This window comes from Pseudomonas sp. YuFO8 (genome assembly GCF_035065025.1).
Taxonomy (GTDB): Bacteria; Pseudomonadota; Gammaproteobacteria; order Pseudomonadales; family Pseudomonadaceae; genus Aquipseudomonas; species Aquipseudomonas putida_AE.
The window spans coordinates 48,690-68,602 of record NZ_JAXDEQ010000008.1; the positions used below are offsets into that span (position 1 = coordinate 48,690).

Below are 19,913 nucleotides of genomic sequence, written 5' to 3' on the forward strand. Positions count from 1 at the left end.
GGTTTAACAGCAAGAATTCAGACTTTTACTTTGGGCGATGGAAGATAGGCTGGTGACTTCCATTGGTACTCAAGGTTTATTAAAAGTGAATGAACTACAAGGACGTACAACCGATAATAATGGCCGCCACTACGACTTCATTAAAAATCGAATTCCTTCTGTCATCCAGGCGGCTTCCCTGCAGCGGATACAGGCACTGGACGCCGCTAAAAAGGGGCCCTCGCGCTGGGTCACGACAGCCTCGAACTACAATCACAACCGGCTGAAAAATGCCAACCTGGAACTCTGGGCAACACACAACAAGGTCGATAAGGCCCTGGACAAGCTACAAAATATTTACGAATTCGCCGAACCGCTATTAAGTGCTGCACTGAAAAAACAATACGGCGTCGATGACGACGTTCGAACAACTTACTTACATCTTTACTTGCCTAAAGAACGACCCTGGTATGCCCTCAATATCTCAAGTGGCGTCACCACTCGTACTGTTTCCCTGCTGGACGCCGCCTTGCATAACTTCGCCCTCTCCGAAACCTGCGAAGCGGATTCCGATTTCATCAGTCAGCCCGATGAACGCGGACTGTTTGACATCAAACCGATCAAACGCAAAATGTCGATTGCCCAGTTCCAGACCCTGTGTCGCGAACTGGACATCGGCGCGCAATACACCGAACACCTTGAAAGCTTTTTGCTACCCGGCGATCCGGTCGCAGAGACTTACCTGAAACGCAGCGTGGTCAAAAGCCAAAAAGCCGCGTTCACGGCGGCTGCACAACTGGCCGTGATGACTGGCGAGATTCAGCGCGACACCCTTCAGCTCGTACTCGCCATGCTCGATGGCCAGCGCAACCTCACCTTCAAGGGCAAAATAGTACAGTTCGGCGAATTGTCGATCATGGGTACGGCGCTGACCGGCATCGTGGTGATTTCGCCAGACCTTGAGCGAACCCGCGAGGTCGCGCCGATCATCGCTTACCTCCCTCATGATCCGGAACATCCCCTGAAGGAGTACCCGTCGGTCACCGACTTCCTGAACGAACTGACTCGCCAGTTGCGCGATAACGACTTCATCCCTTCCAGCGGCATGACCTATCGTCAATACTTCAGCCAGTTCGTCGATCAACCCGAGCGCGGGGCGTTTTTTGCCGGGCTGCAGCAACGTCTGTTCACAATTGAATGGCATCAGAAGGAGCCCCTGGATCAACGCCCGACATGGCGCGAGGAGCCCGTGCCTACCCCGCACCTGCAGTTTGCGGTGACACCGGTCAGCGTTGATCTCTGGGAGCATCTCTTTCAGAAAAAACTGAACAAGATCCTTAACGACGCCAAGCACATTGCCGTGTCCACCGCCGACACCGACAGCAATGCCCGCTGGGCCTGGTGGGACAATTTCAAAAAAATAGTTTCCGACATATTCAATGTCGCGCTGATGGTCCTCACCCCGTTCGTACCCGGCCTGGGCGAATTGATGATGGCCTATACCGCCTACCAGATCACCAGTGACGTTATCGAGTCGTTGGTAGACCTGGCCGAAGGCTTGTGGATCGAAGCCGCCGAACATATCGTGTCCGTGGTGACCAATGTCGTGGAGTTGGCGATTTTCGCGGCGGGGGCCGAGCTTGGGAAAATCCCCCGGCTGAGGCTCTCGGCATTCATCGAAAGCCTGAAACCTGTCGTACTCCCCGAGGGTCAGACCCGCCTATGGAACCCCGATCTCACCCCCTACGCATTACCAGACTTCAAGTTGCCGGCCGACAGCCAACCCAATGCATTGGGACTGCACACCCACGAAGGCAAGCACATCCTGGCGCTGGACAATCAGCATTACGAAGTCCAGCGGCAAGACCCGATAACACAGCGCTATCGCATCAAGCACCCACAGCGCCCGAACGCCTATTCACCTGAGCTTGAGCACAATGGCCTGGGCGCCTGGACCCATGAAGCTGAAAACCCGCGAACCTGGGACAGCCCGACGCTGATGCGTCGACTCGGCCATGGCGTGGACGGATTCAGTGACGCCGAACTCGAGCAAACCCGCATTGCCAGCGGTACAGAGGAAGGCGAGCTGCGCCGGATGTACGTCGACAACACCCCGCCACCACCGCTCCTGGCGGACAGCCTCAAGCGCTTGCAACTGCAGAAGCAGACCCGCCAAGCCATCGAAAACATCCGCACCGGCGACGCGCTAGAACCGACCGCTTACTGGTTCGAACCGCTGGCGACTTATCTGGAAGGCTGGCCCACGGAAAAAGCCCTGAAGGTCTACGAAAACGCCGATCTCACAGGACACTCTCGTCACTATGGCAATGCCGAGGCTACACCGGCGCAAACCCTGTCCGTCAGCCTCTCTCACATCACCAGCGGTGAACTGCCACAAAGCCTTGTGGATTTTCTGAGTAACGAAGAACTGCGCGACTTGATCGGCAGTCACCCCGCCAAGCAGGAGCAGATCAAGGCCTTGCGCAATCGCCTGGCTGATCTGGCCAACAGCCTCGAACCGGATATTTTCGATCAGCTCTACCGGGCTGCGCAAAGCTCCGACACCCCCTCCGTTCAACTGCTTTGCACCACGTTCCCGGACTTGCCGGCCAATGTGGCGCAGACGCTGCTGACCCGTGCCAGCGCCACCGAGTTTGAACGCATGACGGACCATCAACAGATACCGTTGCGCCTGAAATCCCTGGCCCGTGAAGCAGCCTTCGAAGCACGAACCAGTCATGCCTACGAAGGGTTCCAGGATGATGTGCAGATGGTGGCGGACACGGAACGATTGGTGCTGAACACACTGAGGGTTTTCACCGACTCGTTCGGTGATTTGCGTATCGAAGTCCATGACGGCACGTACGACGGTGACTTGCGTTGCAGTGTTGGCCCTGAGGACGCTTCGACTCTGCGCAAACTGATCAGGGAGCAGCCGGGAAAATATGCCGTTTATGACGCTTCAAACACCCCACTGCATGCAGCCGATGATTTTTACCAGGCAGTCCTCAACGCGCTACCCGCCGACCAACGTGCTCGCCTGGGTTATCGACCCGGCCAGGGCGCGCAGTTCAAGCAGTGGGTGATGGTGAAAACCGAGGCACCGGCTGAACGTCGGACCGTGCTGGCCGAGCCACCGATTCGCGCGACCCAGGATTTGCAGACCGAACGGTTACTGCGTGGCCCGAGCCTTTCTACCGTTGCAGAGACGCCGGAAGAACGGGTGCGAGAGATCTATCCGCATTTCAATGAACGGGAGGTCGCGGTATTTGTAGATTCGCTGGGCGAGCCAGACGAAGCGCTCGAGACGCTCAAACGCCTGGAACGCGAACAGTACGAGCTGGGTGAAATTCTCGACAAATGGCGCGACCAGCAACCGGAGCACTGGGGCCCTGACAGGAACGGGTTTTTAAACGGTGGTGGGCAGCATATTGCCGACCGGCTCATGCAATGTTTCGAAAGGAAGTCGACCGTGTTCGGCGAGCGCAGCACGCGCCTTGAAGACGGCTACGTATTGGACCTCTCAGCCGAATTAAGCCGCTACGATCTCGAGTTGTGGTGGAAAAAGCTGCCGGATATCCAGCGCTTCCTCGATCAGATAGAAACCCTGAACCTGGATCGCACGACGTTTTCCGCCAACGCCGGCGGCCTGCTGAAAAACTTTTCGAAACTACGACAATTGAGTGCCAGGGGCTGCCAATTGACGCAACTGCCGGAAGGTATCGGCGCCATGCACTATCTGCGAACCCTGCGCCTGATGAGCAACCGGATCAGGTTGACGCCGCGCGCTGTCGAGCACCTCAAGCACCTGACGCGCATGGAAACCATCAGGCTGGACGACAACCCGCAGCTGGGATTGATGCCAAACGTGGAGCGCATGCCAAAACTGAAGATCCTGAGCTTGAGCAATACCGGCGCGACCACTTGGCCTGAGGGCCTGCTCAACAAGCGCCGGCCGCGGGGTTTTCTACTGGACCTGATGCAAAACCCGCTCACCGAGATTCCAAGCGTGGTACCGGGTTCCGATGACGCGCGCCTCGTGGCGCGGGCACGGCTCTATGTGAAAGACCTCTCGGACGCCAATCGTATCGCCTACCAGGACTACAGGCGCTCGGTAGGCCTGAATGCCGAGCAGGTCTATTCGGCCATGGCCGATCGAGCGATCGATCAATGGCCCATGTCGGACGACTCCCAGTGGTGGAGCGACCAGGCGACCGGTTTGGGGACTTTCAGAGTGGAAGCCTGGCACGACTTGATGAACGAGCCGGGCGCCGAAGATTTTTTCGCCTTGATCCAGAAGCAGACGCGGTCTGCCGATTATCTTGCGGGAGGTGACCTGCGCCAACAACTCAGTGATAGGGTGTGGCGGATGATCGAAGCCATGGACCTGGACAGTGACCTGCGCACAGAGCTGTTCGAGATGGCAACATCGCCTACCACCTGCGCCGATGCCGGGGCCCAGGTGTTCAACCACATGGGCATCAAGGTGCTCGCAGCCGAAGCCTATGCCTTGTCGACGTCGGCCACCGTCCTGGAAAGCCAACTGGTCACGCTGGCAAAAGGTGCCGCGCGCCTGATGCGGGTCGATGACATCGCCCGCGCCGATTTCGGCAGTCGTACCGGTACGCCCGATGAAGTCGAAGTGTTCCTGGCCTATGAAACCGGACTGGCTGAGCGCCTGGGTCTGCCGTGGCAATCGCAGGCAATGCTTTATCGAGAAGTTGCCGGTGTCAGTGCCGAGACCCTCGACACCGCTTTTGATACGGTGATTTCGATGGGAGAAGGCGATGGCTTGATCAACGACATGCTCACCCAGACATTCTGGGAAACCTACCTGCGCAACACTTACCCGCGTGAGTTCCAGCGTAATGCCCGAAATTTCGAGCTCAAAAACGATCTACTCGAAGAACTGCGGGACGCACAACGCGCCTGGTCTGAATCGCCAGGATCGTCGATTGAGCAACGACAAATGAGCAAGCAAAGGTTGCTGGACCTCGCCACGCAACTCAATGTTGCGCCAACCACCGTGCTCACCGCAGAGCGAATGAGCGACGCGGTGTACGAAGGGTTACAAAACGACATCGGTTACGAGGAACAACAACTGAGCAGGCGGTTGACCCGTGAGGCCCTGCAACGCGCCGGGCAGTAGTCGATCCCTGGCCAGGATACGCCCCTGAAGGTCACCTTCAGGGGCGTGCATTCATACCTCCGAATCCCAGATGACATTGACCCAACCCGAATATTGTCGGGGCTGTCGCGGCTTGATCATCTCCCCGACTTCGTCCGGGGCAATCTCGAAATGCAGCGTTCCCGGTTTGCGGTCCACATAGATGCCTGGCTGAAACAATTCGGTACCGCTGCCATCCATCAACAACCGACGGCGATTGACGGCTAACCCGTCAGCGTCGGTCAACCCATGGGGCAGGCTCACGCTGACCAACAGCGGGACGGTATGACCGGACAGGGGTTCATACAACGAGCAGGTCTTGCTGTCTTGGGAGTGCTGGCATTCCAGGCTCATCTTGAACCGTGAGCTGGCGGAGATGTTGAACGTCTGGTCGCGCAACAGACGCGTCGGCTTGCGCCCCTGGGTGAGCCAGGATTGCCAGCCACCCTGGGGGACCAGCTCCACGCGATTACCGCCGGGGGGAGTTTCGACCTTAAGGGTATGCCGAACATCCAGGGTGAAATTGAGCGTCAGCTGGGTGTCATCTGGAATCATGACATCGCCCATATCAAAATCCTTGTGAGGACCGACCGAATAGGTAATCGAGCCCCTGTATTGTCCTGACACCATGTTCAACGGGGTAGGCGTACGCAGTTCATAGGCGTAAACAAAATAGAGATACCGGAAGGCCAGTGGAATATCGAAAAGCGCCTTTTTACTGCATACCCCCGCTCCGACGGGCACTCTCCAGAAACTGTTGTAGCCCCGGGGTCCATGGGTAAACCAACCAACGCCTTGACATGGCGCCGGTGCATACGCCCATCCGCCTTGCTCCCAGAGATCGTTCCAATACCCACCGCCCGTCAGTTCGGCAACCGGCAGTGGCACGGCCGACTCATGACCGATACCTCCAATCCGTATGGATAGCACCTTGGAGTCACCCGACTCATGGGTCACGCGAACGTCTCTCCATTCCGAGGGTACTCGGGCCATCCCCCCCTGACGAGGATCTGTATGGTTGGCCTGGATGGGCGCATTGGCAGTGAATGAAATTCGCCCGATGAGACTGAAAAGCTCAAAAGGTTTGCAGGCTTGCGGGACCTGAAGACAGAAGCCCTCGGATGGCGTGGTATTGACGAATTCATTCCTTTGCGGCTGGCCCGAGTCGGGCTCGAACACTGCCGTGATCTCGGCTACCACTGCGTGCGCCGGCAGTGCGAACAGGGTGCCTAGCAGACTGATCAAACCCCAGATACCCAGCGATCGCCCAAGCACAAAACCCATGGTTATCCCCTTAAAAGTCTGTCTCGATAGCACAGGGACAGCTCGGGGGCTCAGGCCCCCGGCATCACTGCATTGAAGATCAAATTGACGCTGCCAAAATAGCTGCCGGGTTTGTAGACTCCATCGGCAGGTGGCATGGGCAGGATTTCCAGCAACACCCGTTTACCCGGCGCCGCATCGCTCAGGGAAACCACTTCGCTGCTTTGCAGTTCGCTCAAAGCCGTGCCGTTGAAGAGCACCTGCAAGCCGATGTCATGGGCCGCGAATCCGTTGGACAAATAGGGCCGACCTTCAAGCCTGGCCTCTATGGCGCCCGCTTCGTTCTTGACGTCGAAATACTTGCGCAAGCCGCCCAGCGTCGAGGCGCTCAGGTTCCAGGGCAGTTGTTGTTCGCGGTGGATCCAGCCGGGGTCAGCGGGAATGACGTAAAACCCCAGGGTCGGAATGGTGACGAACACGTCGAACGTTTGCACTTCCCGGGCCGCAAACACCGACAGGCTGGCCCACGCAAAGGTCGTAGCAACAAGCACCCGTGAAAGTTTCTTGAACATGGCGTTATCCCTTCACATCAAGTTTTTTGCTGCTCTGGCCTTCCACCAGCGTGAAGTGGTACTGACGACCCGCCTGTTTTTCGAAGGTGAACGTGCGGCCCGCGAGAATGTGGTGTTTGGTGGTGGGTTGGCAGTCTTGTTCGTTCTTGATCGAGCAGTCGCGAAACTCATCGACCACCACGACGGAGTTGCCGTTGTTGCGGATTCGATAGTTGCCCGGGTCATTCTCGATGGCACTGTTGAAAACCGTGTCCTTGGGCCGGACAAAAAACACCGCGCCATAACCGGCCAACACGGTGACCCCGGCGGACAATTCCTTTTTATAGTCATCGCGCTCTTCACTTGAGACCGCGAACTCATCCTCTTTCTCGGGCACCACCGGCACGAAACGCACGCGGAAATAGCGCTCTTTGTCACGCTCGCCCATGAACAACAGGCGGGTGCCCTGCATGCCGTTGGCCGGCACGATCAGCCTCGCCGGGCTGGCCATCAGGCCATCGCGGGAATTGCCGTCGGCGTGGGTCTTGAGCGGCACTTCCTGTGATGTGCCATCGGCGCTGTAGAGAATCTCGAGGATGTTGACCTTGACGAACGCCGTACTGTCGCCGCCATTGAAAACGCGTTTCAAGAAGGTACTTTTGTCTCCGTCCAGATAGTCATACACGGTGCCGATATTGATGTTCGGGGCGGCCTGGGCCACCTGGGTGAGCAGACAAAAACCAACAGTTGCCAACAGACGTTTCATCGTCCTGTACCTCGTCGAATGGATGTGCAATAACGCAAAGACCTAGACTTCGGAGTCCCAGATAATCGTGACCTGGCCCGAGTAATGCCGCAGTTGTCGCGGCTTGATCATTTCCGCAACTTCGTTCTGGGCAATCTCGAAATGCAGCGTTCCCGGTTTACGGTCCACATAGATGCCTGGTTGGAATAGTTCGGTACCGCTGCCATCCAGCAATAACCTGCGGCGATTGATGGTTTGCCCGTCAGCGTCGGTCAACCCATGGGGCAGGCTCACGCTGACCAATAGCGGTACCCCATGTCCGGACCGGGGCTCATACAAAGAGCAGGTCTTGCTGTCTTGTGAGTACTGGCATTCCAGGTTCATTTTGAAACGCGAACTGGTGGAAATACTGAATGTCTGGTCGCGGAACAGACGCGTCGGTTTCAGGCCTTGTTGCAACCAGCTCTGCCAGCCATTCTGGGGTTCCAATTCAACGCGGTTACCACCAGGAGGAATCTCAACTTTCAATATGTGTTCAACATCCAGCACAAAGTCGAGCACGATCACGTTGTCTTCGGGCTGCATGATGTCGCCGAGATCAAAATCCTTATGGGGACCTACTTGAAACACGTGCTGGCCGGTGTACTGACCCGCGACCATTTGCAGCGGGTTGGGGGTCGTCAGCTCATAGGTGATGTCGAATGTCAGATAACGAAAGGGCTGTGGGATATTGACGAGCGCACGCTTGGCACACACCCCGGCACCCACCGGGTGTCTCCAGAAGCTGTTGAAACCAATGTCATCGCCCGCCCCGTCAAGACCTGTGCAAGGTGGCCCCGCGTGCATCCAGATTCCGTGTTCCCACACAAAATTGTGCCCGGCCCCATCCGTCAATTCCGGTGCGGGAAGTGGCAGCATGTAGGCGACGCCCATACCTGCAACCCGGAATTTGACAACTTGCGGCGGCGCGGTGGGATGCGTCACAACAATGTCCTGCCAGTCCGAGGGTATGTTGAACATGGCTCCCTGGCGTGGATTCGAATGCAGTCCCTGGATCGTGGCAATCGAATGGGAAGGAATCGGTAATCGGAGGCTGAATAAATTAGCTTCGCGGCATTGCGATGGGTTATCCAGGCAAAATCCGCTGTTCGGGGTTTTGTTGATGAATTCGTTGTACTGCGGGTTTGTCGGATCCGGCCGGAAGGTGGCGCTGATTTGCTGAGTCACCGCCCCCACGGAAACCGGCAGCAGCATCGCCAAGCTGAAAAAACACGCGGCGCTGCCACGCAACCGCTTCGGTAATACGCGAAAAAACTTCACTGTCCTGCCCCCTTGAAATACGTCCGAGACGGTTTAACCCGCCTCCCCTTCCGCCTGCCCGATACCCGCCAACGTATCCGGCGTGCAGCGCAGATCGCCGATCATCAACACGTTGTTTTCAGTGCGCCCAAGGCTCGGGTCCAGGCGGAACTGGCAGAGCAACTGGTTGCCGTGGCGCACCTCCAGCGTCGGTGAGCCTGCGTTCATTTCCATGGAGAAAAACCCGTCCACTTCACTCACGCCGCGGCTGGCGTGGTTGATGATGTGGTGGCCCTTGAGCGGATTGCCCTGGGGGTCGATCAAGCGGCCGAGCACGGTGAGGGTTTTCATCACGCGGACCTGGCGATATTCCACGCCGCCCTTGTTCAGGTGATAGCTCGAACGGGCGGGCTGGATGGTCGCGGCAGGCACGTGATTGCCCTCGAAATCGAAGCTCACCGAGCTGCTTCTGTAGGCGGTGATCGGCACGAAATTTCGCCCCGGGCGCAGCACCGCGCTGCCGCCACTGAGGTCGTCGGCACGCAGGGCAATGCCCTCGATATCGGACTCCACGTCGATGATCATGCCGGCGCCGTTACGGTGGTACTGGCTGGTCATGACCATTTTCTGTCCGCCAACGGCCACGGTGCTGTCCAGGTTCAGGCCACCGGTGAGGTCGTTGTTGTAGGACGAGCGCTGAATGAAACCGTCGCCGTTGACCAGGTCCGATGTCATGGTCGCCATGGCGTTCAGACCGATGCCGTAAGTGTCGGTGATGGCTGTCGCCGAAACGCTTTGCAGCAGGTGATCCTGCAAGTCCTTGCGGTAGGTGACCGAGGCATTGTTGTCCCGACCGCCATCGCGGTCGGTGCGCGAGCCGATGCTGCCGGAAATCTGCTGACCCGGCCCGCCCAAGGCCAGGGTCAGGCTCAAGTCGACGCCACGATTTCTATCGTCACCGGAGCTGTAACTGCCAGGCCGATCGAACAGCGACAGCCGCCAGTTGGCATCGCTGCCGAACAGGCGCGTGCGCTGGGTCCAGCCGAGGTCCACGCCGGTGCCTTCGGTGTTGCCTTCACTGTGGGACACCCGGGCATTGAGGGAATTTTTACTGTCGAGCCGATGATTCACCGACAACGAAGAGTTGCTGGTCTGGCCGACAAACACGTTGCGCTGCCGCACCCGTGTACCATCGGGCAAGGTGTCGTAGAGTCGGGTCGTGTCGAGCCAGCTGCGGGTGTGGCTGGCGACGAGGCTGCCGCTGCCATAGGACCAGAGCCCCTGCACATCGAGGCCGGTGCCGTAGTCTTCGGTCTGGTAGATGTTGGCAAAGAGATTGGCATTGTTGACGATCGCCCAATCGACCGACGTGCCGTATTGCAACGTGTCGCGCACCTGCCGCCCGCTTAAGCCCAGGATGACCCGCGGGTGCAGCAGGAAGTTGAAGGCCGCGCCGGCGGTCATGTCGCCGTCGTCCTGCTCGTCCCAGTTACTGAGTACCTTGGATTCACGGCCGGCAAACAGGTTGTAGCGCCAGCGCTCGTCGTGATTGCGCCAATTGTTGGGTTTGTAGATCAGCTCCTGTGTGCTGGAGGTGATCTGGCCGTCCTCGATCAGGCGCACTTCCACTTCATAAATGCCGCCGGGTAGCGGCCGGGTATCGAGGGTCTGCAATCCGGCCGGTACGGCCTGGGTATTGATCAACAGACCGTCGCGGTAGATTTCCACCGACCCCTGGCGATTGGCGGTGACGTAGACCGGATAGACCGCCGGTTTCGGGTTGTTGATGGCCAGGCTGTCGGAGCTGCCATACATGACGCCCACCGCGGTGTCGGGGCTGGTGCCGAAGGTACGCGGTTGGCGGGTCAGGCCTTCGGACGAGGGCGTGAAAAGACCCAGGCGCAGGAAGTTGCCCTCCAGTTCGCGTTGGGTGTACAGCTCGTTGACCGAGTGATAGAGCTGGTTATCCAGGCCACCCAATCGAGACAACTGAACGTTCAACGCTTGAGTCCAGTTGCCCAGGCTGCTGCTGGCCTCCAGGCCATAACGCCCACCCAGGTCCTGGTTCTGGCCACCGTTGAGGTTCAACTGGTTGCGCACGATCAAGCCGGTACTGCCGCCTTCGGGCAGGCTGTAGTAACGCTGCACCTGGTCGTCGCGCTCGGCGTTTTCGGTCAGGATCGAAACCAGGGAATTTTCCAGGCTGTAGTGCACGGCCAAAAGCTGTTCCGGGCACTTGGCCTGACACCCGCCCAGCGCTATGCCTTGCTTGAGATAGCTCGACCAGGTATCGCGTTCACTGGCCTTGATGGAGCTGTCGCTGACATCAGTGAAGTCAACGAGGGTGATGCGATCGTCGCGCGATAACACGACCATCGCCTCACCGAGAAATTGTTGATCAAGTTCCACGCGCACCGCCAGCGGCACATCAAAGAAGTGCTCTTCAAACTCACTCGGTAAACCTTTGGCTTGCGCCAGCAAACTTCGAGGCGTCTGGCTGTTATCCATGGGCGCAGCCAGGGCGCTTGCACAAAAACACAGGGCAAGCGCCGTCGCGATGGGCGTCATCGGGAACATGAACGGAATTCTCTGAAGATAAATGCATTGAAACCCGATCGACGGACAGAAGTTACCCGTCGACCGGTATTTGTCATCAAACAGGGACAGTGCCCTGGTGAATAACCGTATTACTGGGTGATGCGAGGAATGGCGTCGAAGACCACCACTGGATTGGCGGTGTACAGGCCGGTCTGACCATCGCCCGGTTTGGCCGCCGTAATACGCATCTCGGCACGCATCCCGCCATTGGACTCGGTGTCACCCACCACTTCCTGAGAAGTGCCGGTCAGTGTTACGCCGTTGAAGGTGTAGGTCAGTGGAATGTTTTGCGCTGGATTGCCATTGAACAATGGCTGCGGGCCGCCTTCGACGTAAGCATTCACCGAGCCGTTGGTGTGCTGGATGTCGAACATGCCGGCTACATCGGTCAAGGTACCGGTGCCCAACTGGTACCGCATATTTTCGTCTTTGCCGAAATCCGGGTTCACAGGCTGGGCATGAAACACCTTGCTCGGAATATCAGCGGTGATGTTGATGGAGGTGCGCGCTTCTTCCGCAGCGAACGCCATCGAAGTGCTGAGGGCCAGGAGGGTCATCGGGACGGCGATTGCAAACTTCTTGAACATTGTCGAGTACCTGTGTTTTCAAAGGATTGGTCTGTAGAAAGTTTTGATGATCCGTGCCAACAACCAGAATGATGGCGTTTCGGTTCAACTTTCGACACGGAGAATGATTGACCAATTTCCTAAGAAAGTAAGTACGAAAACTCTGCGCAACATGTAATAAAAGTGACTCACGCACATACGGAAAAATCATGTAAATCAGACAACTACGACATTTACCCATCAGCCATATCCTACACACAGTTTTATCTGAAAAAGCATACAGACAAAAACTAAAACAACTTCTGTAAGATCCATACTACTTAGCCAGTAACTAACTACTGACAATAGTTGGAAGCCTGATAATTAGTTTAATTACTCTAAAATAGCCAGCACTCCTTTCTCCCGCCGGACCGACGGGCGCGGCGCACCTGCCGACCGCTGGTCAAAAAAGCTTGCACGGGGCATAAGATATATCTTACGTTGTATCTTGACACGACAAGAGAAGGAAAAAATGAGAGACCATCATTCCCCCCACCGCGAACACGGCGACGGTCGCGACGGCTTCGAAAAACGCCCCGGCCGCGAACGCGGCGGTCGCGGCCCCCGGGTATTCGCCCCCGGCGACCTGAAATTGCTGTTGTTGGCCCTGATCGCCGAACAGCCCTGCCACGGCTACGACCTGATCCGCCAGATCGAAGGCATGTTCGACGGCGCCTACAGCCCCAGCCCCGGTGTGATCTACCCCACCCTGACCTTTCTGGAAGAAAGCGAAATGATCCAGGGCGATGCCGAAGGCGGGAAGAAACGCTACAGCGTGACCGACGCCGGCCGCCTGTCCCTGAGCGATCAGGCCATCGCCCTCGAAGGCGTGCGGGTGCGCATCGATGTCAGCAAACGCTCACTGCGCGGTCATGATCGCCCGCCGGAAATCCACGAGGCGGTGCATAACCTGCGCCATGCCCTGCAACTGCACCACGGCCGCTGGAGTGCGCAAGAGATCCAGCGCGTCGCCACCCTGCTCAACAACACCGCCAAAGCCATTGTCGACGGCCCTGCCGTTCAGGCTGGCCAGGAGATCGCCGAATGACCGCAGTCGATACCTCAACCATTCACCGTGTGATGCACGAGATCAAACGTCGCAAACTTGAAGTCCTGCGCGTCGTTGACCTGACCCCGCGCATGCGCCGTATTACCTTGGGCGGCCCTGAGCTGGCCGGTTTCATCAGTCTCGGCACCGACGACCACGTCAAACTGCTGTTCCCGCAGGACGCGGCGCAACAGGCGGCACTGGACACCCTGGTACTCGGCGCCGGCAAGGACGACGGCCCAAAGCCGGCCATGCGCGACTACACCCCGCGCCGCTATGACCTGGATGCCCTGGAGCTGGATATCGATTTCGTCCTGCACGGCGACGGCCCTGCCTCGACCTGGGCCGAACAGGCTCAGCCCGGGCAGTTCCTGCACATCGGCGGGCCACGGGGTTCGATGATCGTGCCGGACATCTTCGACAGCTACCTGCTGATCGGCGACGAGACCGCCCTGCCCGCCATCGCCCGACGCCTTGAAGGCCTGGCGGCCAATCGCAAGGCGCTGGTGATTGTCGAAGTGGAAAACGGCAAGGAACAGCAGGTGTTGGAGAGTGCTGCCGAGGTCAATGTAATCTGGGTGCTGCGCGAAGGCGGCAAGGATCATCTGCTGAGCACCGTGCGCCAGATCCAGGTGCCCGCCGGCAGCCTGTACGCGTGGGTGGCGACCGAGAGCAAAGTGTCGCGGCAGATTCGTCGGGTGTTGCTCGATGAGCATGGGCTGGATGAGCAGTTCGTCAAGGCGGTGGGTTACTGGCGGCTGGATGACAGCGACGAGGAGTGACCGGCTTCAGGGCCCCATCGCCAGCAGGCTGGCTCCCACATGGGATCTGTGTACACCACCCCCTAGTGGGAGCCTTGTGGTGCCATGCTGGTTCAAATGATGGTGAGTAAAATCGGGTCTGAATCTGTAGTCAGACTCGATTCTCCTGTTCCCTGATAACGCAATTCCACTATTCGACCCTTGAACCATTGCAACTGCGCCAGGGACAGCTCGACCTCCAGGTCTTGGCTCTGTTGATATTCACCGTCTTCCGGTTCTGCATCTGGCGATGAGGGTACCCACTCGCCTGCGGCGATGTCGGCACCTTTCAATTCGGGGTCTTCGGGATCACCCAGAATGGGGTAGACCCTGCCTTCCGGATAAAGCTGTGCGGTATTGGAGATGCCGAGGCGCAGAGGTCCCTTGAACGTGGCGAGTGTAATCGTTGCTTGGGGGGGAGAGCCGGTGACGTCGATACTCAGCGTTGGCGCAGGATTGGCCATGATGAAAGCTCCTTGTAGTTTAGCCATCAGGTGTACGGCAGAAGCCGGCACTTGGCTTCAGGGGAGACTTATCCGCTGCGGGCTTGTTGGGGGGAACTGTTAGAAATAACAGTTCCGACCAGCGGCCCTATCGCCAGCAGGCTGGCTCCCACATGGGATCTTGTATACATCACACTTGTGGGAGCCAGCCCTGCTGGCGATGGCGATGTTACCTACACTACAAATCCAGGACTTTGACACGACGCCCCAGCCACCGATCCCAGCCGATCAGCAACAGCGCAATCAAAAAAAACCCCACCAGCAATCCCCCGGCATTGATGAACACCTGTGGATAACCCAGTTTCTCGACATCAATGAATGGGTAGGGATAAACCGCCAGCACATGCCCACGCAGCAGCGAATAGGCGAAGTAGACTAGCGGATAGATCACCCACAACCCGATGTGTCCCACCCGCAGCCTGCCCTTGGGCACGCAACGCCACCAATACACCAGGAACAGCAGCGGCATCACGTCATGCAGCAACTCATCGGCCAACCATTGCCAGCCTTCTGGATGCCATAGATGACGCAGCAACAGGTTGTAGGCCAGGCTGACCACAACGATGCTCACGGCAATGCCACTACTGACCCACGGCTGCAGGAACCAGCGACGCGCCGCCGATTCGCGGGACGTCGCTGCACAGGTCAGCACGGTCGCCACCAGGGTGTTGCTCAGTACGGTGAAATAGCTGAAGAAACTCACCAGGCCGCCGAGCAGACTGGCGCCGAAATTCCAGCGCGCAAAAAAAATCAGGTACAGCTGGATACTCAGGCCGGCCCAGCCCAGCACGGCCGCCAGTGTAATCAAGCGTCGCTGCATACCCTGCGCGGGCGGCATGTCAAACCGGGCGCTTGGTGCGCATCAGTTTCACGTATAGACGTTCGACTTTCTCCCGCGCCCACGGGGTCTTGCGCAGGAACGTCAGGCTCGACTTGATGCTCGGATCGCTCTTGAAGCAACGGATATCGATGCGCTCGGCCAGCCCCGACCACTCGTAGTGTTCAACCAGCGCGTTGAGGATCTGTTCCAGTGTCACGCCGTGCAGCGGATCGGGGTTGTGTTCGTTCATGCCAGGCCTTCGAGCAGAGTGGGAATTGGAAGCCGCGCACCTTACGTTAAATGTAGGTGAAACGGAAAAGATCGCAGCCTGCGGCAGCTCCTGCAGGACTGTTACCAAATCTGAAAGGATGCATGTCGGTAAAAGCGCTTTCTCTATTCGTAACAGAACATTATCCTTACGCCCGCCCAAGCTGAAACGCTTCTGCCGTCAGCTTTGCTTCTGTCGTTTACGTTCATCCCCCAGAAAAAGATCAAGAATTCCTTCTCTATGCCTGAATCACGATTCTCGAAAGACAGCGCTGTCTTTGCGCCTGTCGCATGCCTGCTCACAGGCCTCGGCGCTTTCAGCCTCGCCACTTGCGCCCAGGCGGCGCCCGCCTTCGACAGCGACTCCCCGTGGATGCTCGGTGACTGGAACGGCACCCGCAGTGAACTCTCGGCAAAGGGCTACGATTTCAAGATCGACTACACCGGCGAAATGGGCAGCAACCTGCATGGCGGCTACGATCACGATCGCACCGCTCGCTACAGCGATCAGTTCGCCCTGGGCACTCACCTGGATCTGCAGAAAATCCTCGGCTGGGACGACGCCGAGTTCCAGCTGACCATCACTAAGCGCAGCGGCAACAACATCAGCAACGACCGGATCAACGACCCACGGGTCGGCGGCTTCACCTCGGCCCAGGAAGTCTGGGGTCGTGGCCAGACCACGCGTCTCACCCAGATGTGGTACCAGCAGAAATTCCTCGACCAGAAACTCGACATCAAGGTCGGCCGTTTCGGCGAGGGCGAAGATTTCAACAGCTTCCCCTGCGACTTCCAGAACCTGGCGTTCTGCGGCTCCCAGGTCGGCAACTGGGTGGGCGACATCTGGTACAACTGGCCCGTCAGCCAGTGGGCGATGCGGGTCAAGTTTCACCTGACACCCGAGTTGTACGCGCAGGTCGGCGCCTATGAGCAAAACCCGTCGAACCTCGATCGCGACAACGGCTTCAAGCTCAGCGGCAGCGGTACCCAAGGGGCCATCCTGCCGGTGGAGCTGGTGTGGACGCCAAAGCTCAACGGTCTGCCGGGTGAATACCGTGCCGGCTACTACTACAGCAACGCCAACGCCACCGATGTCTACAAGGACAGCCACGGCCAGCCTGCCGCCCTGAGTGGCGAGGCTTACCGCAGCGCATCGAGCAAGCATGGCGTGTGGCTGGGCATCCAGCAGCAAGTCACCAGCATCGCCAGCGACCATTCCCGCGGCCTGAGCCTGTTCGCCAACGGCACGATGCACGACAAGAAAACCAACGCCATCGACAACTATGTCCAGGCCGGCATCGTCTACAAGGGACTGTTCGATGCCCGCGCCAGGGATGACATCGGCTTTGCCATGGCCCGCGTGCACGTCAACCCGGCGTATCGCAAGAATGCCGAGGCGAGCAATCAGGCCAAGGCTGTCTTCGACTACGACGACCCGGCCTTCCTGCCGCCCCAGGACACCGAATACAGCGCCGAGCTCTATTACGGCGTGCACGTCACGAACTGGCTGACCGTGCGCCCGAACCTGCAATACATCCGCCACCCCGGTGGCGTGAACGAGGTCGATGACGCGCTGATTGGCGGGATCAAGATCCAGTCGTCCTTCTAACCAACACCACAACCCCCTGTAGGAGCGAGCTCGCTCGCGATGGTCGTGAACGATAACGCTGCGAACCTGACACCCCGCATCGTTCTCAGGTTTTTCGCGAGCAAGCTCGCTCCTACAGGGGATTGCGTGAACCCGATAGATATATCTGAACCATGCCCACGCGGGATCGTCATCTACAGTGAACCTGCGCGGGACCACTTGAAACGTCACGGAGAACCACACTATGAGCACTGAAGGTGCTTTGAGTCGAAGCCGTTTATTGCCGACCTTGCTCGGCATACTGCTTCTGGTAATGGGCCTGGCCATGCTGGCCGGCGGGATCAAGCTGAGCATGCTCGGCGGTTCGCTGTACTACCTGCTGGCCGGTATCGGCCTGGCGCTGACCGGCATCCTGCTGATCGCCGCGCGCCGCGCCGCGCTGGGCCTGTACGCACTGGTGCTGTTCGCCAGCACCGTCTGGGCACTGTGGGAAGTCGGTCTCGACTGGTGGCAACTGGTGCCGCGCCTGGCGATGCTATTCGCCCTGGGCCTGGTCATGTTGCTGCCGTGGTTCCGCCGTCCACTGCTGCGTAATGGCGCCGCCCCCATGGGCACCGGCGCCCTGAGCGTGGCCGTGGTGATCGCGGGCGCAACCGCCCTGGCCAGCCAGTTCACCAACCCGGGTGAAATCAAGGGTCAGCTGGACCGCGACAGCGTGCCGGGCATGACCAACACCGCCCCGGCCATGCCTGACGGTGACTGGAACTCCTATGGCCGCAGCGCCCATGGCGACCGTTACTCGCCGCTGGCGCAGATCACCCCGCAGAACGTCAACAAGCTGGTACCGGCCTGGACCTACCGCACCGGCGACCTGCCAGGGCCGAATGACCCGGGTGAAACCACCGCCGAAAACACCCCGCTGAAAGTCAACGGCATGCTCTACGTGTGCACGCCGCACAGCCAGGTGATCGCGCTGGACCCGGACACCGGCAAGGAAATCTGGCGTTTCGATCCGAAGCTGTCGACGCAGAACGCGGCGAACTTCAAGGGTTGGGCGCACATGACCTGCCGTGGCGTGACCTATCACGATGACGCGGTGTATGCCTCCGAGCAGAGCCCGACCGGTTCGGCCAGCCCGGCCCCGGCCAGCGCTTGCCCGCGCAAGATCTTCCTGCCGACCGCCGACACCCGCCTGATCGCCCTGAACGCCGACACCGGCAAGATGTGCGAAGACTTTGGCGACAAGGGCCAGGTCGACCTGCGCGCCAACATCGGCGGCTTCACCGCCGGCGGTTACTACTCCACCTCGCCTCCCGCGGTCACCAAGGACCTGGTGGTGATTGGCGGCCACGTCACCGACAACGTCTCCACCGACGAGCCGAGCGGCGTGATCCGCGCGTTCGACGTGCACACCGGCAAACTGGTGTGGAACTGGGACAGCGGCAACCCCGACGACACCACCCCGATTGCCGAGGGCAAGACCTACACCCGCAACTCGCCAAACATGTGGTCGATGTTCGCGGTCGATGAAAAACTCGGCATGCTCTACCTGCCGATGGGCAACCAGACCCCGGACCAGTTCGGCGGCGCGCGTACCCCCGAATCGGAATTGCACGCCGCCGGCCTGACCGCCCTGGACATCGCCACCGGTAAAGTGCGCTGGCACTTCCAGTTCACCCACCATGACCTGTGGGACATGGACGTCGGCGGCCAGCCAACCCTGATGGACCTGAAAACCGCTGACGGCGTGAAGCAGGCCGTTTTGGCGTCGACCAAGCAAGGCAGCATCTACGTGCTGGACCGCAGCACCGGTCAGGCCATCGTGCCGATCAACGAAGTGCCAGTGCCGCAAGGCGCGGTGGAAGGCGACTACACCTCGCCGACCCAACCGAAATCCGACCTCAACCTGATGCCACCGCCGCTGCAGGAGCGCGACATGTGGGGCGTCACGCCGTTCGACCAACTGATCTGCCGGATCGACTTCAAATCCATGCGCTACGACGGCCCGTTCACCCCGCCATCGCTGCAGGGTTCGATCGTCTATCCCGGTAACTTCGGCGTGTTCGACTGGGGCGGAATCTCGGTTGACCCGGTGCGTCAGATCGCATTCGTGAACCCAAGCTACATGGCGTTCAAATCGAAGATGATCCCGGCCGCCGAAATCGCCGCCCAGGGCCCGCGCAAAAGCGAAACCGAAGGCGTGCAACCCAACAAGGGCGCGCCGTACGGTGTGGTGCTCGAAGCCTTGCTGTCGCCAATGGGCCTGCCGTGCCAGGCGCCGGCATGGGGCTACGTGGCCGCGATCGACCTGACCACCCATGAAAAGATCTGGATGCACAAGAACGGCACCGTGCGCGACAGCTCGCCGGTTCCGATTCCCCTGAGCATGGGCGTACCGAGCCTGGGCGGCACCTTCACCACCGCCGGTGGTGTCGGTTTCCTCAGCGGTACCCTCGACCAGTACCTGCGAGCCTATGACGTGAAAAACGGCAAGCAATTGTGGGAAGGTCGCCTGCCGGCAGGCGCGCAAACCACGCCGATGACCTACACCGGCAAGGACGGCAAGCAATACGTGCTGGTCGTGGCTGGCGGTCACGGTTCGCTGGGCACCAAACAGGGTGACTATGTGATTGCGTACAAACTGTCGGAATAAGCGACAACCGTAGTTAAAGCCAGGGCG

14 protein-coding genes and 1 pseudogene are annotated in these 19,913 nt (G+C 59.0%); 6 read left to right on the forward strand and 9 right to left on the reverse strand.

Annotated elements, in window-relative coordinates; translation table 11 throughout:
• The first annotated feature begins 37 nt into the window (after positions 1 to 37).
• On the forward strand, positions 38 to 5,128 hold the full coding sequence (locus SOP95_RS09460) for an NEL-type E3 ubiquitin ligase domain-containing protein (protein ID WP_442967736.1): 5,091 nt from the start codon (positions 38 to 40) through the stop codon (positions 5,126 to 5,128).
• A gap of 51 nt (positions 5,129 to 5,179) precedes the next feature.
• Here SOP95_RS09460 and SOP95_RS09465 read toward each other — a convergent pair whose 3' ends face one another.
• From SOP95_RS09465 to SOP95_RS09490, 6 genes are all read right to left on the reverse strand, one after another.
• Positions 5,180 to 6,430, reverse strand: coding sequence for a hypothetical protein (locus tag SOP95_RS09465; protein ID WP_323606919.1), 1,251 nt, complete (start codon positions 6,428 to 6,430; stop codon positions 5,180 to 5,182).
• Positions 6,431 to 6,480: 50 nt separating this feature from the next.
• Positions 6,481 to 6,981 (reverse strand): CS1 type fimbrial major subunit, encoded by a 501-nt coding sequence (locus SOP95_RS09470; RefSeq protein ID WP_323606920.1) that lies wholly within the window; start codon positions 6,979 to 6,981, stop codon positions 6,481 to 6,483.
• A 4-nt stretch (positions 6,982 to 6,985) separates the two neighbouring features.
• On the reverse strand, positions 6,986 to 7,726 hold the full coding sequence (locus SOP95_RS09475; protein ID WP_323606921.1) for a molecular chaperone: 741 nt from the start codon (positions 7,724 to 7,726) through the stop codon (positions 6,986 to 6,988).
• Between the two features lie 42 nt (positions 7,727 to 7,768).
• Positions 7,769 to 9,025, reverse strand: coding sequence for a hypothetical protein (locus tag SOP95_RS09480; RefSeq protein ID WP_323606922.1), 1,257 nt, complete (start codon positions 9,023 to 9,025; stop codon positions 7,769 to 7,771).
• A 33-nt stretch (positions 9,026 to 9,058) separates the two neighbouring features.
• Entirely contained in the window at positions 9,059 to 11,581 is a 2,523-nt protein-coding gene (locus SOP95_RS09485; RefSeq protein ID WP_323606923.1) for a TcfC E-set like domain-containing protein, read from the reverse strand.
• Between the two features lie 110 nt (positions 11,582 to 11,691).
• Complete coding sequence (locus SOP95_RS09490) at positions 11,692 to 12,189, reverse strand: CS1 type fimbrial major subunit (RefSeq protein WP_274074257.1); 498 nt, start codon at positions 12,187 to 12,189, stop codon at positions 11,692 to 11,694.
• 490 nt (positions 12,190 to 12,679) lie between these two features.
• Here SOP95_RS09490 and SOP95_RS09495 point away from each other — a divergent pair, with 490 nt between their 5' ends.
• Together SOP95_RS09495 and SOP95_RS09500 are read left to right on the forward strand one after the other, a co-directional pair.
• Positions 12,680 to 13,255 (forward strand): PadR family transcriptional regulator, encoded by a 576-nt coding sequence (locus SOP95_RS09495; protein WP_274074256.1) that lies wholly within the window; start codon positions 12,680 to 12,682, stop codon positions 13,253 to 13,255.
• A complete protein-coding gene (locus SOP95_RS09500) occupies positions 13,252 to 14,037 on the forward strand; it encodes a siderophore-interacting protein (protein WP_274074255.1) in 786 nt (261 codons plus the stop codon). The genes SOP95_RS09495 and SOP95_RS09500 overlap by 4 nt, the downstream gene beginning before the upstream one ends.
• A 92-nt stretch (positions 14,038 to 14,129) precedes the next feature.
• On the opposite strand, the gene SOP95_RS09505 is transcribed toward SOP95_RS09500, so the two are convergent.
• The 3 genes from SOP95_RS09505 to SOP95_RS09515 all read right to left on the reverse strand — a co-directional run bounded on the left by SOP95_RS09505 (position 14,130) and on the right by SOP95_RS09515 (position 15,628).
• Complete coding sequence (locus SOP95_RS09505; RefSeq protein ID WP_323606924.1) at positions 14,130 to 14,519, reverse strand: hypothetical protein; 390 nt, start codon at positions 14,517 to 14,519, stop codon at positions 14,130 to 14,132.
• Between the two features lie 217 nt (positions 14,520 to 14,736).
• Entirely contained in the window at positions 14,737 to 15,378 is a 642-nt protein-coding gene (locus tag SOP95_RS09510; protein ID WP_442967737.1) for a Pr6Pr family membrane protein, read from the reverse strand.
• Between the two features lie 19 nt (positions 15,379 to 15,397).
• Entirely contained in the window at positions 15,398 to 15,628 is a 231-nt protein-coding gene (locus SOP95_RS09515; RefSeq protein WP_274074250.1) for a VF530 family protein, read from the reverse strand.
• A 258-nt stretch (positions 15,629 to 15,886) separates the two neighbouring features.
• On the opposite strand from SOP95_RS09515, the gene SOP95_RS09520 reads away from it, so the two are divergent.
• From SOP95_RS09520 to SOP95_RS09530, 3 genes and pseudogenes are all read left to right on the forward strand, one after another.
• Complete coding sequence (locus SOP95_RS09520) at positions 15,887 to 17,254, forward strand: carbohydrate porin (protein ID WP_323606926.1); 1,368 nt, start codon at positions 15,887 to 15,889, stop codon at positions 17,252 to 17,254.
• A 39-nt stretch (positions 17,255 to 17,293) separates the two neighbouring features.
• Positions 17,294 to 17,383 (forward strand): annotated as a pseudogene (locus SOP95_RS09525) (outer membrane lipoprotein carrier protein LolA); the annotation flags it as partial.
• A gap of 94 nt (positions 17,384 to 17,477) precedes the next feature.
• The gene (locus tag SOP95_RS09530; protein WP_323606927.1) at positions 17,478 to 19,886 is read left to right on the forward strand and encodes a glucose/quinate/shikimate family membrane-bound PQQ-dependent dehydrogenase; all 2,409 of its coding nucleotides are present in this window, start codon (positions 17,478 to 17,480) and stop codon (positions 19,884 to 19,886) included.
• The last annotated feature ends 27 nt before the right edge of the window (positions 19,887 to 19,913 follow it).

Bases quoted from the DNA above. Each gene is read 5' to 3' on its own strand.
- SOP95_RS09460 (WP_442967736.1), top strand. From the start codon at position 38: ATGGAAGATAGGCTGGTGACTTCCATTGGTACTCAAGGTTTATTAAAA.
- SOP95_RS09465 (WP_323606919.1), bottom strand. From the start codon at position 6,430: ATGGGTTTTGTGCTTGGGCGATCGCTGGGTATCTGGGGTTTGATCAGT.
- SOP95_RS09470 (WP_323606920.1), bottom strand. From the start codon at position 6,981: ATGTTCAAGAAACTTTCACGGGTGCTTGTTGCTACGACCTTTGCGTGG.
- SOP95_RS09475 (WP_323606921.1), bottom strand. From the start codon at position 7,726: ATGAAACGTCTGTTGGCAACTGTTGGTTTTTGTCTGCTCACCCAGGTG.
- SOP95_RS09485 (WP_323606923.1), bottom strand. From the start codon at position 11,581: ATGTTCCCGATGACGCCCATCGCGACGGCGCTTGCCCTGTGTTTTTGT.
- SOP95_RS09490 (WP_274074257.1), bottom strand. From the start codon at position 12,189: ATGTTCAAGAAGTTTGCAATCGCCGTCCCGATGACCCTCCTGGCCCTC.
- SOP95_RS09495 (WP_274074256.1), top strand. From the start codon at position 12,680: ATGAGAGACCATCATTCCCCCCACCGCGAACACGGCGACGGTCGCGAC.
- SOP95_RS09500 (WP_274074255.1), top strand. From the start codon at position 13,252: ATGACCGCAGTCGATACCTCAACCATTCACCGTGTGATGCACGAGATC.
- SOP95_RS09505 (WP_323606924.1), bottom strand. From the start codon at position 14,519: ATGGCCAATCCTGCGCCAACGCTGAGTATCGACGTCACCGGCTCTCCC.
- SOP95_RS09510 (WP_442967737.1), bottom strand. From the start codon at position 15,378: ATGCAGCGACGCTTGATTACACTGGCGGCCGTGCTGGGCTGGGCCGGC.
- SOP95_RS09515 (WP_274074250.1), bottom strand. From the start codon at position 15,628: ATGAACGAACACAACCCCGATCCGCTGCACGGCGTGACACTGGAACAG.
- SOP95_RS09520 (WP_323606926.1), top strand. From the start codon at position 15,887: ATGCCTGAATCACGATTCTCGAAAGACAGCGCTGTCTTTGCGCCTGTC.
- SOP95_RS09530 (WP_323606927.1), top strand. From the start codon at position 17,478: ATGAGCACTGAAGGTGCTTTGAGTCGAAGCCGTTTATTGCCGACCTTG.